At 62.1% G+C, this 14,332-nt stretch carries 14 protein-coding genes; 9 read left to right on the plus strand and 5 right to left on the minus strand.

Annotated features, from left to right (window positions below):
- The 3 genes from AOT96_RS06960 to AOT96_RS06970 are packed head-to-tail and all read right to left on the minus strand — an operon-like array spanning position 1 to position 2,350.
- Entirely contained in the window at positions 1-1,071 is a 1,071-nt protein-coding gene (locus AOT96_RS06960) for an ABC transporter permease (protein WP_037126448.1), read from the minus strand.
- Positions 1,068-1,937 (minus strand): ABC transporter ATP-binding protein, encoded by an 870-nt coding sequence (locus AOT96_RS06965; protein WP_065351482.1) that lies wholly within the window; start codon positions 1,935-1,937, stop codon positions 1,068-1,070. Before AOT96_RS06965 ends, AOT96_RS06960 begins: the two co-directional genes overlap by 4 nt.
- Positions 1,934-2,350 carry a GntR family transcriptional regulator gene (locus tag AOT96_RS06970; protein ID WP_065351483.1) on the minus strand — a complete coding sequence of 139 codons (417 nt, stop codon included), beginning with the start codon at positions 2,348-2,350 and terminating at the stop codon, positions 1,934-1,936. Before AOT96_RS06970 ends, AOT96_RS06965 begins: the two co-directional genes overlap by 4 nt.
- Before the next feature lie 308 nt (positions 2,351-2,658).
- On the opposite strand from AOT96_RS06970, the gene AOT96_RS06975 reads away from it, so the two are divergent.
- Genes AOT96_RS06975 through AOT96_RS06990 form a run of 4 tightly spaced genes read left to right on the plus strand, consistent with a single transcriptional unit; the run spans position 2,659 to position 6,767 of the window.
- Positions 2,659-3,618 carry an ABC transporter substrate-binding protein gene (locus tag AOT96_RS06975; protein ID WP_065352778.1) on the plus strand — a complete coding sequence of 320 codons (960 nt, stop codon included), beginning with the start codon at positions 2,659-2,661 and terminating at the stop codon, positions 3,616-3,618.
- A 7-nt stretch (positions 3,619-3,625) separates the two neighbouring features.
- Positions 3,626-4,660 (plus strand): FecCD family ABC transporter permease, encoded by a 1,035-nt coding sequence (locus AOT96_RS06980; protein ID WP_007729681.1) that lies wholly within the window; start codon positions 3,626-3,628, stop codon positions 4,658-4,660.
- On the plus strand, positions 4,657-5,445 hold the full coding sequence (locus AOT96_RS06985) for an ABC transporter ATP-binding protein (protein WP_050657036.1): 789 nt from the start codon (positions 4,657-4,659) through the stop codon (positions 5,443-5,445). The genes AOT96_RS06980 and AOT96_RS06985 overlap by 4 nt, the downstream gene beginning before the upstream one ends.
- Positions 5,445-6,767, plus strand: coding sequence for a bifunctional adenosylcobinamide kinase/adenosylcobinamide-phosphate guanylyltransferase (locus AOT96_RS06990; protein WP_065351484.1), 1,323 nt, complete (start codon positions 5,445-5,447; stop codon positions 6,765-6,767). Before AOT96_RS06985 ends, AOT96_RS06990 begins: the two co-directional genes overlap by 1 nt.
- Positions 6,768-6,769: 2 nt before the next feature.
- Here the strand turns inward: AOT96_RS06990 and AOT96_RS06995 are convergent, their stop codons facing one another.
- Together AOT96_RS06995 and AOT96_RS07000 are read right to left on the minus strand one after the other, a co-directional pair.
- Positions 6,770-7,555 (minus strand): IclR family transcriptional regulator, encoded by a 786-nt coding sequence (locus AOT96_RS06995; RefSeq protein ID WP_065351485.1) that lies wholly within the window; start codon positions 7,553-7,555, stop codon positions 6,770-6,772.
- Positions 7,552-9,090: an APC family permease gene (locus AOT96_RS07000; RefSeq protein WP_042447105.1), complete on the minus strand. Its 1,539-nt coding sequence runs from the start codon at positions 9,088-9,090 to the stop codon at positions 7,552-7,554. The genes AOT96_RS06995 and AOT96_RS07000 overlap by 4 nt, the downstream gene beginning before the upstream one ends.
- Positions 9,091-9,438: 348 nt before the next feature.
- Between AOT96_RS07000 and AOT96_RS07005 the strand changes: the two genes are divergently transcribed.
- The 5 genes from AOT96_RS07005 to AOT96_RS07025 all read left to right on the plus strand — a co-directional run bounded on the left by AOT96_RS07005 (position 9,439) and on the right by AOT96_RS07025 (position 14,331).
- On the plus strand, positions 9,439-10,029 hold the full coding sequence (locus tag AOT96_RS07005) for a MauE/DoxX family redox-associated membrane protein (protein WP_058226649.1): 591 nt from the start codon (positions 9,439-9,441) through the stop codon (positions 10,027-10,029).
- 44 nt (positions 10,030-10,073) lie between these two features.
- On the plus strand, positions 10,074-10,682 hold the full coding sequence (locus AOT96_RS07010) for a redoxin domain-containing protein (RefSeq protein WP_019745575.1): 609 nt from the start codon (positions 10,074-10,076) through the stop codon (positions 10,680-10,682).
- Positions 10,683-10,757: 75 nt separating this feature from the next.
- The gene (locus AOT96_RS07015; RefSeq protein ID WP_029256402.1) at positions 10,758-11,429 is read left to right on the plus strand and encodes a methylamine dehydrogenase light chain; all 672 of its coding nucleotides are present in this window, start codon (positions 10,758-10,760) and stop codon (positions 11,427-11,429) included.
- On the plus strand, positions 11,426-12,745 hold the full coding sequence (locus tag AOT96_RS07020) for a hypothetical protein (RefSeq protein WP_007729697.1): 1,320 nt from the start codon (positions 11,426-11,428) through the stop codon (positions 12,743-12,745). Before AOT96_RS07015 ends, AOT96_RS07020 begins: the two co-directional genes overlap by 4 nt.
- Positions 12,742-14,331: a multicopper oxidase family protein gene (locus tag AOT96_RS07025; RefSeq protein WP_065351486.1), complete on the plus strand. Its 1,590-nt coding sequence runs from the start codon at positions 12,742-12,744 to the stop codon at positions 14,329-14,331. Before AOT96_RS07020 ends, AOT96_RS07025 begins: the two co-directional genes overlap by 4 nt.
- Position 14,332: the final 1 nt, after the last annotated feature.

The raw sequence follows: 14,332 nt of genomic DNA on the forward strand, positions 1-14,332 counted from the left end.
TCACGGCTTGAGGCGTCGTAGACCCCAGAGCGCCGGCAGGAGGAACAATCCCGAAAGGAACAGGACGAGTGCAGCTTCCGTGAACTGGAAACGCCAGAACCGATCAGCTGAGTGGTAGCGAACTTCGTAGTGGTCGACGCCGTGTTCCCGCAAACAGATCTCCATCTCTCTGTTCTGCTGCGCTGAGAGCACATCCATGCGGAGGTTGTACTCGGCGCCGGTCTCCTCCGGGCGCTGGTCGTACGGGTCCTCATCGCCTGATCCACCCCACGTGCACTCGTCGTATTTGACGTCGACCCAGTTACCTCGGAGGTCGACATATCCCTGCGCGAGTTCCCAATTGACCGCGGGGATACTGGTATCGCTCGAATAGTAGGAACTGAATCCGGCGACGGGTGACGTTCGGACACTCGGCTCGGCGTAATCGGGTCGTGCAACCAACTGAAATGCTGCCAGGATCGCAACAACACCGACCATCGTGATCGCCATTGCGCCGATCGAACTACGCACCAGCAAAGCCAGTGCTGCTCCGAGCATGAGTGCCATGAATGTGTATGCACCCAAGACCAGTCCGCTGGATTGAAAGAGCGGATACGACAGGTTCGATATCTCGACGAAAGTCGAACGCCCGGCAACAAATGCATACCGGGAGTTGTCCGGGAGAGATCGAGCCCATTGCAGTGCAAATCCGAGCAATGACGAAGCCACAGAAATCGGCAGGAAGACGATTAACACCCGGGTCCAGAACCAACGAGTCCGACTGACCGATTGAGTAAGCCCCAATACGTGTGTTCCTTGTTCGACATCCCGCGAAAACACGGTGACACCGATCAACACGCCGAGGAACACCGGCAGAGCAGTAGCAACCACTGTCGTCAGTGTGAGAGCAGTCTCTGCCGTGCAGATAGCGGTGATGTCATCGAAGCAACTGAGAGGCGATCCGAAGAGTTGGGCTTGTCCGCCACTCTTGATGATCGCACCACTCGACAAGACAATGACTGCTAATGCCGCGAGGAATCCCAACGACACAACGAGCGATGTCCGGTGGTGCCGCCACGTAACCCAGATCATGCCGCCACCATCGTTTCTGCGCTCAGGTGCCCGAGCACCACGTCGTCGAGAGTTGCGTCGTCGATCACCCAGCCGGCCCGAGGGCTCGGACGGATTCCCTCCACCACGTGAGAATTCGACCGCACCCCCTTCTCGGTATGAATGACCGCACCGGCGCCGACCACGTCCGAGGGATCGCCGTCCCCGATCAATACGTAATGGGCAGCGATCAATTCATCCAACGGACCGGACAATCTCGCGTTTCCGCCGCCCAGCAGAAGAAGTCGATCCGAGACGTCTGCCAATTCGGAGACGATGTGTGAAGACAACAGAACCGTGGTGCCGTACTCGGCAACGTCTTCGAGCAGAGTGGTCGCGACAGACCGCCGTGCCACCGGATCGAGATCTGCCAGAGGCTCGTCGAGTAGAAGCAACTGCGGCCTGCGCCCGAGTGCCAAAGCCAGTGCAACCCTGGTTCGTTGACCTGGCGACAGGGCTTTCGCCTTCGCATCTAGAGCAATTCCAGCGCGCTCCACCAGATCCAGAGCGTACTTCGCATCCCACTCGTCGTTGGTATATGCGCCGAATCGAAGAAGTTCTGCAACAGTGAATTTGGGATACAGCGGCTTGTGCTGAGCGAGGTACGACAGGCCTGGGCAGATGCCGTCCTGATCCGGCGTGCTGCCCAGGACGGAGATCGAACCATGGTCAGGCATCGTCAACCCGACCGCCAAGGACATCAGCGTGGACTTACCGGCGCCGTTCACCCCGACCAGGGCAGAGATGCTTCCTGTTGCGATCTCGAATGTGCAGGCGTCGAGCACCTTCTTCTTGCCGAAGCGCTTGTCCACGTCCTGCATTGTCAGTGCCGATTCTTGCGCAGTCATGATGTCTCCCCCTGCGTTCCGGACGGATCCGTTTCGATGAACGTCTTCTCGAGTTCCAAACTCACCAGTGCTTCGATGTCCGTGCGCTCGAGTCCAGCGGCCACGGCATCTGCCACCCAACGCGCCAACTCGCGCCGTAGCGCAGAGCTTTCCGCCATACCGGGCTTGGCCAGGGACTTGACGACGAACGTGCCCAATCCAGGCCGCGGAGCAACAAGTCCGTCGCGCTCGAGTTCCTTGTAGGCCTTCAGGACTGTGTTCGGGTTGATCGCGAGCGCTCCCACGACGTCCTTGGCTGTGGGCAGCCGATCCCCGACTTGGAGATCACCGAGCCTGAGCGCCTGCTTCACCTGAAGGACCAATTGCACGTAAGTGGGAATGCCGGATCGGCGGTCGATACGGAAGTCGATCATCCGAACCCTTTCACTAGTTCATTAGTGGAATAGATATTTACCCTGCCTTGACCTCCCGGGTCAAGCCAGACGACCCCTGTAAAGTGCAGATGCCCCGGTTCACCGGGGTGCCACGCTGCTCGTGTGAAGTTCGGTGAAACCCCGGCACTGTCGACGCAACTGTGAATTCGCCCGTCACTACTCGAGGCGAACGAGTCAGGTCACCGGCCTCGTGGCGACACGATGGTTCTCGGACGAAGGACCGCTCGTGGCGCTTCGCCTCGCGGCCGCGCTGCTCGCGACCCTTCACCACTAGCGGAGGGGTGGCTGTGAGTACTCGGCCGACACGTAAATTCAGATCTGTACTTGCAGCACTGACGGTGAGCACCGCACTGCTTGCCGGTGCCTGCAGTAGCTCGACGCCCGATGCACCCGCAACCACAGCCGCCTCGGACGGCTCGTTCCCGGTGACTGTTGTTTCCGGTCCCACGGATTCCGGCACGGACATCACCATCGAGTCACGCCCTCAGTCGATCGTGTCACTCAGTCCCAGCGCCACCGAGACCCTGTGGGCAGTCGGCGCGGGCGATCAGGTGAAGGCCGTCGACAATCAGTCCGACTACCCGGCCGGTATCCCGGTCACCGATCTCTCGGGCTTTCAACCGAACGTCGAAGCCATCCTCGGCTACGCACCGGATCTGGTGATCGCATCGGATGACATGAACGATCTTGTCTCCGGGCTGCAAAAGGCGAAGGTGCCGACCCTCCTACTACCGGCAGCCACAAGCATCGACGACGTCTACGCCCAGATCGAGCGCGTCGCGAAGGCCACCGGCCACGAGGACAAGGGCACCGAAGCTGTCGACACCATGCGCTCGGACATCGACGCCGCTGTCGCCAGTGTTCCTGTGCGCCAACAGCCGCTGACGTACTTCCACGAACTCGACTCCTCGCTCTACACCGTCACGAGTTCGAGCTTCGTCGGGCAGATCTACTCGCTGTTCGGAATGAAGAGCATCGCCGACGCCGCGGGGCAGGGCGACTATCCGCAGTTGTCCGCCGAATTCGTGGTACAGGCCAATCCTGATCTCATCTTTCTCGCAGACTCCCAATGCTGCGGAGTGACAGCAGAATCCGTCGCCGCTCGACCCGGGTGGAGCGGCATGAAAGCTGTCACCGGTAACCAGATCCATGTGCTCGACGAAGACCTCTCCAGCCGCTGGGGACCTCGTGTCGCCGACCAGGTGAAGGCCGTCGCTGCCATCGTTGCCCAAGTTCCCGCGGCCTGAGCACTCGATGATCAAAGCCGGTATCTCCCAACATCGGACCGCCGTTCTGCTCGGCGCCGCGCTGATTCTGTGCGCCGCCTTGCTGATCGGTGTTCTGGTGGGGCCGGCCGGTTTGACGCTTGATCGGACCATTCTCGAACTTCTGGACGGAATACCCGGCATCCATATGGATTCCGGCCTCACCGCAACACAGCAGGCCATTCTCTGGCAGATCCGGCTTCCGCGAGTAGTCCTGGGCGCGTTGGTCGGAGCAATGTTGGCCGTAGCCGGCGCCGCCTACCAGGGCGTGTTTCGAAATCCCTTGGCAGATCCGTATCTCCTCGGAGTTTCCAGCGGAGCCGGACTGGGCGCAACCCTCGCCATCGTTTCGGGCGGAGCGCTGGGCATGTTCGGAATTCCCATGGCCGCCTTCGTCGGTGGTGTGCTGGCAGTGTTCGCAACTTATTCGCTCGGTCGAAGCATTGGCGGGCCGCAGAACGCGGTAGTCATCATCCTCGCCGGTGTCGCAGTCGCAGCGTTCACGAATGCAGCGCAGACTTTTGTTCAGCAGCGGTTCGACGATTCACTGCGCGAGGTCTATTCCTGGCTACTCGGCGGACTGTCCACCGACGGTTGGTCGGAAGTTCTGGTTGTCCTGCCGTACGTTGCGCTGGCCTCAGCCGTCATCCTGGTACACCGGCGTGTACTCGACGTGATGGCCGTCGGTGACGTCGAAGCCGCCAGCCTCGGCGTCGACCCGGCCAGATCACGCCTGGTGCTGGTGCTCGCCGCAACTCTGGGAACGGCCGCGGTCGTGAGTGCAAGTGGACTCATCGGCTTTGTCGGAATCGTTGTTCCCCATGCGGTTCGACTGGTCGTCGGCCCGTCTCATCGGCTGCTTCTCCCCCTGTCACTCATGCTCGGAGCGGCGTTTCTCGTCCTCACCGACGTTGCCGCCCGCACGGTCATGGCACCGGCCGAACTCCCCATCGGAGTTGTGACCGCGATGATCGGCGCTCCGTTCTTCCTTCTGGTTCTGCGCCGCAGCCGGGTCTCGGCATGACCGACAGCGCAGTGCGGTGCCGCGACCTCCGAGTCAACCTCGGCGGCAAGGACGTCGTCGACGGCATCGATCTCGATGTGACACCAGGCGATTGGGTTGCCGTGGTCGGGCCGAACGGCGCCGGCAAGACAACCTTGATGCATGCCCTCGCTGGATTGATTCCGTCTACCGGTGAGCTCTCGGTCGGGGGACTGAGTCCTCGCAATTCCAGCCGCAAGGCGATGTCCGCCGTCGTCGCGTTGATGCCTCAGCGTCCGGTAGTACCCGAGGGCTCAACGGTCAAGGAACTGGTTGCGCTCGGCCGCACTCCCTATCTACGACGCTTCGGAACCGAAACCGCTACTGACCGTTCGGTGATCTCTTCGGTGATCGAGAGGCTCGACCTCACCGAGTTCGCAGATCGACGAGCCACCGAACTTTCCGGCGGCGAATTGCAGCGCGTGGTCCTGGCTCGGGCACTGGCCCAAGAACCGCAGGTACTGCTCCTGGACGAACCCACCAGCGCGCTCGACATCGGTCACCAGCAGCAGGTTCTCGACTTGGTGGAGGAACTGCGTGAAGCCGACAACATCACGGTCATCGCCGCGATGCACGACCTCACTCTCGCGGGTCAGTACGGTCGACGAATCGTGTTGCTGGACAAGGGCAGCGTCGTTGCCGACGGCACTCCCTCATCGGTGCTGGAGGCAGACCTCCTCGGCCGCGTGTACGGCGCTCGGGTCGAAATCCTGGACCGGCCCAGCGGTCCCATAGTTGTTCCGATTCGGCAGGAAGGCACCCGCTGATGGAATTGGTGATGCTCGGCACCGGTGCTGCCGACGGTTGGCCGAACCCGTTCTGTACCTGCCCTTCCTGCCTGGCCGCCCTGTCGAGTGAAACCATCCGCGGGCACACTGCCGCCCTGGTGGACAACAGAATCCTGTTGGACTGTGGACCCGAAGTACCGCGTGCCGCGTCGCGATTCGGTCGCACGCTGGCACACGTCGAACACATCCTGTTGACGCATTCTCATCCCGATCACCTCGGCCCGATGGCATTGCTGTTCCGGTCCTGGGCCTCGCGCTCCGAACCACTACAGGTTCTCGGACCACCCGACGCGCTCGATCTCTGCCGAGACTGGGTAGGCCCGGACGATCCGGTGACCTTCACACCGCTCGAGACCGACCAGTCGATCATGTTGGGCACCTATCGTGTTCGCGCACTCGAGGCCGCGCACGAAGTACCCACCCTTCTCTACGACATCACCGACGCATCCGGAACCCGAATCTTCTGGGCCACCGACACCGGGCCTTTGCCCGAATCAACTGTCGACGCACTTGCCGACGCGCGTTTCGACGCCGTCTTTCTCGAAGAGACCTTCGGCTACAAAACTGACCACGGCACCGGGCACCATGATCTGCCGAGTTTCGCGGAGACGGTGAGCCGACTACGCAACTGCGACGCGATCGCCGATCGAACCGATGTGGTCGCCGTACACCTCGGGCACCACAACCCGGTCGAAAACGAACTCGCGGAAGCACTTCGCGTGTCCGGGGCGCGAGCGGTTCCGGATGGAGCTGTGCTCGAGATCGGGGTAGGACAGAGCCATCGAACTCTGGTCACCGGTGGCGCCCGCTCGGGCAAGTCCACTTACGCGGAGGGCCTGCTTGCCGGCTACCGGAACGTCACGTACATCGCCACCGGGGATCCGCAGGACGACGATCCCGACTGGATCGAACGAATTGCGTCGCATCGCGCGCGGAGGCCGTCGACGTGGACGACGGTAGAGACCTCCGAGGTGGCCGAAATTCTTTCAGGCGCAACAACACCGATCCTGATCGACTGCCTCGGCACGTGGTTGACCGCGCGCCTGGACCGACATCAGGCATGGACCACAGAAGATCTCAGCGCCGTCCACGCAGATATCGACGTCTTGGCCGACGCCTGGGCCGCCTGTCCGGTACCGATTGTCGCCGTTACCAACGAGGTCGGAAGCGGTGTGGTCCCGGACACGAAGTCCGGGAGACTGTTCCGTGATCTGCTCGGTCTGCTGAACAGCCGCGTCGCCGCTGCATCCGAGTCGGTGGTTCTGATGACCGCCGGACTCCCCCAGCACCTGCGCGGGTGACGTCAGAGCAATCCGGTGAGCTGGCGCGCACAATCGAATAGAAAGCCGACCAACTCTCGATCGCCTTCAGTCACTCGTCCGCTCGCGCCCTGGACGCACAACCCGCCGGCCACCTGGTCCGCGTGATCCCGAACCGGTACTGCGACCGCGGATCGACCCAGGCGACACTCCTGATCCTCGAACGCAAATCCCTGCCGGCGAACAGACCTCAGCTGTTCAGACAAAATATCGAAGTCACCGATCGTGAACTCCGTGACCCGGCGTAGGTCCAAGCCCGGCAGCAACCGCTCGTCGTGCGCCAACAACACCTTCCCCAGCGCATTCGCGTGAAGGTTCTTCGGCAGTGCCGCTATTCCGATGATCTCGTGGTCCGGATCCTTGTCGACGAACCTCAAGCGCCCACCGGCGAATGACGCGACGTGCAATCCGAACCTCGTGTGTGTCCGCATGTCCTCGACGCGCTCGTGCAGCGTGGGCGCCGGACCACTCGACGACGCCGCATGCGAGAGCTCGGCAGTCCGACGCCCCAACGCGAACCCTGACAGGTCCGGCACCCGCACGAGAAAGCCCTCCGCCACCAGCAGATTCAGCATCCGGTACGCCGTGGCCGATGGAACGCCTGCAAAAGTGGCGATCTCCTTCGCGGTTGTTCCCGGTCCCAGATGAGCCACCGCCTCGAGCATCCCCAGCGCCTTCTGAACCGCACGCGGTTGTTGTCCACTGAAGTGGGTCTCTTCGCCGATCTGTTTGCCTGATCGTGGACCAGCGGTTGCACGGTCCGCGGTCACCGCCCATGCTCCGGCGAGTCACCCTCGGCGGTCCCACGATCCGGAACGAGTCGCCTTCGCCCGTCACCGTCGATCAGCAGAGTGCCAGCACCGGGCAACAGGTCCGCCGTCTCGACGCTGTCGAAAGCGCCAACCATCAGAAGGCTTTCCGGTCTGGCTCTACGGAGCAATGCACTCCACACTGTCCCCGACACCGCAACAGCAAGAGCAGCGATCGGCAGTGCCCACATCCCGTGAACCGCACCGTCGAGAACGATGTAGACCAGTAGACCAGCACCGGCGGTACTCACGGACAGGGTGCATATCCGGGTCAGCGACGTGTGTTCCCCGATTCGGCGCAAGAACTTCCACGAAGCAAAGGCCACCAGCGTGTAAGCGCAGACCAACGCGGTCTCCACCACGCCGTCGAAGGATCCCGAATCGTCGCGAACCGTATCCGAATAGATGAATACGCCCGCCGCACTTACCGCGACGAACGCAAGTACCGCAACGTACGGGGTGCGGAACCGTCTGTGTACGCGAGCGAGCGGCGCAGGCAGTACCCGTTCGATCCCCATCGAGTACAACAACCGCGAACCCGCCTGCGCACAACCGAGAGTGGATGCGAACCAGGAACACGTCATTCCGATCTTGACTGCCAGAACCACTTCCGCGCTGGCTCCGGATGCCGTTCCTTCGAAGTACGCTCCGACGATCGTTGCGCCGTGGCCGGTCATCGCCGCCCAGGCCGCAAAAACGAAGAGGACCCCGCAGATGATCGGCGAAATGAGAACCGTGCGTGTGACGCTGATGAGTGGTCGTTTCGCTTCCGGGCCGAAGAAGGCCGAGCTTTCGAAGCCCGCCATGCTGAGCACCGTCAGCATCGCGAGAAACGGAACTGCACTCAGCGACGGATTCGGCAGGGCAACAGCAGTTGTCGTGTCACTGTGCGTCGCCAGCATGACCACGACGATGAGAATCAACGAGCACGCTTCGACGACCAGGATCGCTCGGGTGGCGAACCGGACGCCTCGCACTGCAATCCACGCGACGGCCAGGGCAATCGCCACCGTCGTGATCACCGTCGCGGCAGGCCCTCGCACGTCGGGGCCGACAATGGCGATGGTATCGAGCAGACTCGGAACTGCCTGCGAGAAAACCGAAACCGAGATTCCGAGATACCCGAGTACCAGTGCGGCACCCGCCGTCAGTGTCGCCCGGATACCGGAGCCTTGGAAGACGAAGCTGTACAACGATCCTGCTGCTGCCAGTCTCCGCGTGAACTGAGTGATGCAGAACGCAACGAGAAACACCGCCGAAGTTGTCGCAGCAATCGCAGCCAACCCGACGTAGCCGGGACTGTAGGTGATCATCCACAGGGCGATGAACACCATTCCCGTTGCCGGAGCGATCGTGGAAAGTGATTGCCCCAACAGGTCGATCGGGGTCAGACGTCCTCGTCCGAGACCACGGAGCGGGGAGAACACGGGCTCACTGTGTTGATCCGCATTCTGCGCTCGCGTGATCGCCGCACGCAGTGCCGCACTCACGGCCATGTGTCACCGTCCGTCGCGTCCAGGCCCGAACCTACGAGCGAATTGTCAGAATTCGGTCAAGTTAGTCCGCTTATGTTTCCGCGCAGTTTCCACGATGGCGCGCACAGAACTTTCAAGTGAGAATCCGACTCTGTTTCCCACCCAGCGTCATGCCGGATCAAGGGCGGCCGACGGTATCCGGCCCCTCCAGGAGCACCTTGACCTGCGAGTTCTCCGATTCTCACACGACAACTGCTCTCTCAGTTGCACCTCGTCCAGGCGTAGCGCGGTCGACGCGGGTTCGCAGCATCGCCCGTACAGGATGTGTCCCACACACCACCGGCACTACCCGAGAAGAACGGAGGAAGCATGCACTTGGTCAGCGCCACCACTTCGGCGATCATCGGATTTGTTCTCCTGCTCGCCGGCATTCCCAAGCTGAACGACCACGACGGGGTCCTTCGTTCGGTGCGCGGATACAAAGTGTTGCCGGTGCGACTCGAAGTACCGATCGCTCGCATCCTTCCCGTCGCGGAAACCGTCGTAGGCATCCTTCTGGTTCTCGGCGTGGCCCATCGCCTCGCCGCCTTGGTTGCTGCCGTCATGTTCGCGTCGTTCTTCACGGGCCTCACGATCAACCTCCTGCGTGGGCGACGCGATCTGGACTGTGGATGTTTTGCATTCGGAGTCGGCGAGATTCCGCGTATCGGATGGTTCCACGCCGTTCGCGCCGGAACACTCGCGGTGATCGCTGTGGCACTGTCGGTCACCGCCGGACAGGCTGAGATCGGCGTCCAGGTCGTGGCGACGACCTTCGGATTCCTCCTCGTTCTGGCGGGAGTTGCGCTCGCACAGATTCGTTCGGTGGTCCACCTCGGACGACGCCCGGTCGACGACTACCTGTCGAGCGCCTCCATCCGCCTCCGAACCGCCGAAACCGCGTCCCGGTACGGCTCGTGAACTTACATCCCCACCACTGAAAACTCGAAGGCAGGACTACCACGATGACCACTTTCCTCCTTGTCGCGACAGTGATCCTGGTGATCGCCGTAGCCGTACTGTTCTTGATGGTTCTTGCTCTGGCTCGTGAAATCGGCCGCGTACAAGTACGTCTCGGACCTCTCGGTGCCCGGATGATGGATACCGGGCCCAAGGTCGAACAGGCCGGCCCATCGTTTGCCGGTCTCATCGATCAGGAAGGACGGACCGTCGGAGTCGGTGGTCACCGCGACAAACCTCAACTCCTGCTGTTCACAGCACCGAGTTGCTCGACGTGCAAGAGCCTTCTTCCCGGCGTAAGGGCAATGGCCCGAGCCGAATCGGATCTCGACGTGATCATCATCTCCGACGGAACACCCGAAGAGCATCGCGAGTTCCTGGCCGGCAGCGGGATCGGTTCCGAGCTCAGTTACATCGACGCTCGAGACGTCGGTATCGCATACCAGGTGGGCACCACTCCGTACGGCGTGATTCTCGACGAGCACGGCAAGATCCGAGGAAAGGGCCTGTGCAATCACATGGCTCAGGTGGAAAGCCTCCTCAATGCGCTCGAATCCGGCACCCCCTCACTCCAGCACCTTCATGCCCAGGCGAAATCCGGCAGCGCGGCCTGATCTTCCTGCACAGTTCGATCCTCTTCACGAATCAGGAGAAAATCGTTGGACGACAATGAATTCCCGCAGCACAACATGACGGAGAATCGATATCCCGTCGACGAGGCGACAGTTCAGGCCCAGGCCGAATGGATGGCGGGCCAGGGCGGTTCGCTTACCAGCCGAACCGGACGTAAACTCTCCGAACGAGTTTCGCGGCGATCCATGATCAGCCGGATCGGCAAGTGGACCATGGGTGTGTCAGGAGTGGCACTGATCAGCACACTTCCCGTGACACGTAGTGCCTTCGCCCAAGAGCCCGAGGTTCCTGCGCCGGCACCTGGCCCCGAACCTCTTGTCCCTGTCTACGACGGTAAAGATCCGGCCGAGTGCGAGTACTGGCGCTGGTGCAACATGGACGGAACGTCCTGTGCCGCATGCAACGGCGGCGGTGTCACCACCTGTGCCCCCGGCAGCAAGCCCGGCGCAGAGTTCTGGGTCGGATGCTGCACCAACCCTGATACCGGCAAGACCTATCTGATCGCCTACTACGACTGCTGCGGTGCGCCTTCGTGTTCCAACGCATTCTGCGGCGAACCGGACATGCAGGCCGTGATGTACAACCCGGTCTCCGGAAGCTACGACCAGGAAATCATCTGGTGTGTCTCCGACGAGTCCCAGGCATACACCTGCACGATGGCGCCCATCATCGGTGAGGACTGCCAGACTCGACCGGCCGAGCGCCCCAAGGTCGGTGCCGGATCATGAGCAGTCCGCGAACCCGAAAACTGGCGCGACCCGCCGTTGCCGTCATCCCACTCACCGTCGTACTCGCGCTGGCCGGTTGCAGTTCGTCCGACAACGACGAACCCTCCAGCGCAGGTGATGTCACCTATCCGACAGTTCCGTTCACTGCACCGGGCGAGGGAATCTCCCTCGGTCACGACGACCAGGAAATCGGCGACACCATTCCCGAGCCGTTGCACGTCGGTTCGATCACCCCGATCGCAGCTGACCGCTTGCTGGGCGTCGAAGGTGGATTCGGCCAACTCGAGCTCAGCGTCAACGTCATCGATCCGAAAACCGGTGTGGCCGAGAGCCGGATCACCGTCGGCCCGGGTATCTGGGATCCGGTCATTCACGGATTCGTCGGGGATTCCGCCGAGGATCCTGCGGTGCTCGCTGCCGAGGTGTGGCGGCCCCGAGGTTCCCGCGGCGCGGCAGATTTCACGGTCAGCACCTACTCCGGGAACCTACTGGAACCAGCCGAGGTCATGCTTCCGGACGTCGCACGCGTACATTCCCGTCCCGGCTCGAACGCCGTGACCTCCGACGGCAAGTTCTTCGTCACGTGGGACGACGGTTTGTACGGCATCAGAGTGGTCGACCTCGAGAAGAAGGAAGCGACCGGTGCACTCCAGATAGTCGGCTGCGGTCCGTTCACGTGGATGGTCGATCACGAGCTGTACAGCGTCTGCGAGGACACCCGGGAACTGCTGCACGTCACGATCGGTGACGACGGTGTTCCGAAGGAAACCGCCCGAAGCAAGGTCCTACCCGAGGATTTTGTCTCCACCCGCAAGGTCACGTGGGCATCGAAAGCGAATAAAGCCTTGCTGGTCAGTGAGAACGGCGATGTGTACGTCTTCGACTTCTCCAACGGACTACCTCAGGAAGGTGTCAAGCCGATCGGAAACGCCGGGCAGGACTCCGGTCGATTCTCGGAGAACGTCATCAACGCCGACGCAACCCGGCTCGCAATCGCGTACACGGACACGGCTATTCATCCGGACTCTGCTCGGGGAGGCTCACTGGTCAAGATCGACTTGTCCGATGCAACGACCTTCGCCCCGGTGAAGAGCTTGACGCTTGCAGACCTCGGCTTGACAGACATCAAGAGCATGACCTTTTCCGTCGACGGCGCCACGTTCTACGTGCTCGGTACCGGACCTGAGGTCGAAGGCTCCGCTCCGCAGAAGATCGTGGGTTACAACGCGAGCACCGGCGAGCAGGTCAGTTCCGTCGATGTCTCGGGCAACGTCGGGGATGTCAGCGGGTTGATCACACCAGAAGTACTCCGATGAGTCGTCCCGGATCCGGTGTGGTGATGGGCCGGCGCCGCTTCCTGAGTTTGGGAGCACTCGGCGCCGGAGCACTCGGGCTCGGCGCAATGGGGACGATTGCCGGATGCAGTTCCACTGCAGCATCTCCGACGCCGACGACCGATCTCGACTACATCCTGCCCACCGACCCGGAAGTTGCCGCCGCAGAATCGGCGCGAGCCTGGAACGGGACCACCGCTGCGTTTGCCCTTGCCGCCGGATTCTCGACGGTAGATCTTGGCGGACGCCTCGTGGACACGTGGACGTACGGAGGCGCTGCGGTGGCTCCGGAACTTCGCCTGAAGTCCGGTGACCGGGTGAACGTCAGCGTCCAGAACGGCCTCGACGCCGAAACAACACTGCACTGGCACGGAATTCGAATCCGCAACGACATGGACGGCGCGGCACCCACCACGCAGGCACCCATCGGCGCCGGTTCGAGTTTCGAGTACAACTTCATCGCACCGGATCCGGGAACGTACTGGTACCACTCGCACAGCGGATTACAAGCCGATCGGGGGCTCTTCGGCGCCATGATCGTCGAGAACCCGAACGACATCACCGGGGCCGACATCGATGCCGTTCTGGTGCTCGACGACTGGCTCGACGGATTGGGTACCACACCGGATTCCGTCCTGATGGCCCTGAACCCGGCAATTTCGGGCGGGCACGGCGGACACGGCGGTGGGGCAACAACTCCGGCGGAACACTCGGAAGCCGACATGTCCGTCGCGCAACAGTTGGTGAGCGGCGGACACGGTTCTTCCGAACCACTCGGCGGGATGACTCAACACATCGCGTATCCACTGCACTTGATCAACGGGCGGCCACCCAACGATCCTGCTGTCGTCACTGCAGCGCCCGGTTCGACCCTGCGACTGCGAATCATCAACGCAGCGGCCGAAACTCCGTACCGGTTTGCTGTGGCCGGTCACGAGATGACAATTGTCGCTACCGATGGCTACGACGTGGAACCAACTCCCGCCGACACCATCATCGTCGGAATGGCGCAGCGCTACGACGTGCTGGTGACGGTGAAGTCGGGAACATGGCCGGTGGTGGCGAAGGTCGAGGGCCGAGATGGTTATGCGTCGACCGTCCTACGCAGCACCGACGCGTTGGCGCTGGCGAACCCGGATGTCGGCGGAAACCTCTCGGAACTGGCCGGCCGACTGGTCACCGAAAGCGAACTCCGGCCCACGGAATCCGCACGGCTCGAGACGAAATCGCCTGATCGCGACTACCGCATCGAGTTGATCCAGGCCGGCGATCGGTACGTCTGGGGAATGGCGGGGGCCGATGCAGGCAAGCTCGTCATGAAACAGGGCGAACGGGTCCGGATCACGATGAAGAACGCGTCCACGATGTGGCACCCCATGCACACCCACGGCCACACGTTTGCGGTACCGGATTACGGCGGACTTCGCCGCGACACCGTCAACGTCCTACCCGGCACCGAGCTTGCCATCGAGTTCGACGCCGACAATCCCGGCGAGTGGATGTTCCACTGCCACAACGCCTACCACTTCGAGGCCGGCATGACGGCAAATCTGCGTTACGTCCGCTGAC

The organism is Rhodococcus sp. 008 (genome assembly GCF_001682295.1).
Classification (GTDB): domain Bacteria; phylum Actinomycetota; class Actinomycetes; order Mycobacteriales; family Mycobacteriaceae; genus Rhodococcus_F; species Rhodococcus_F qingshengii.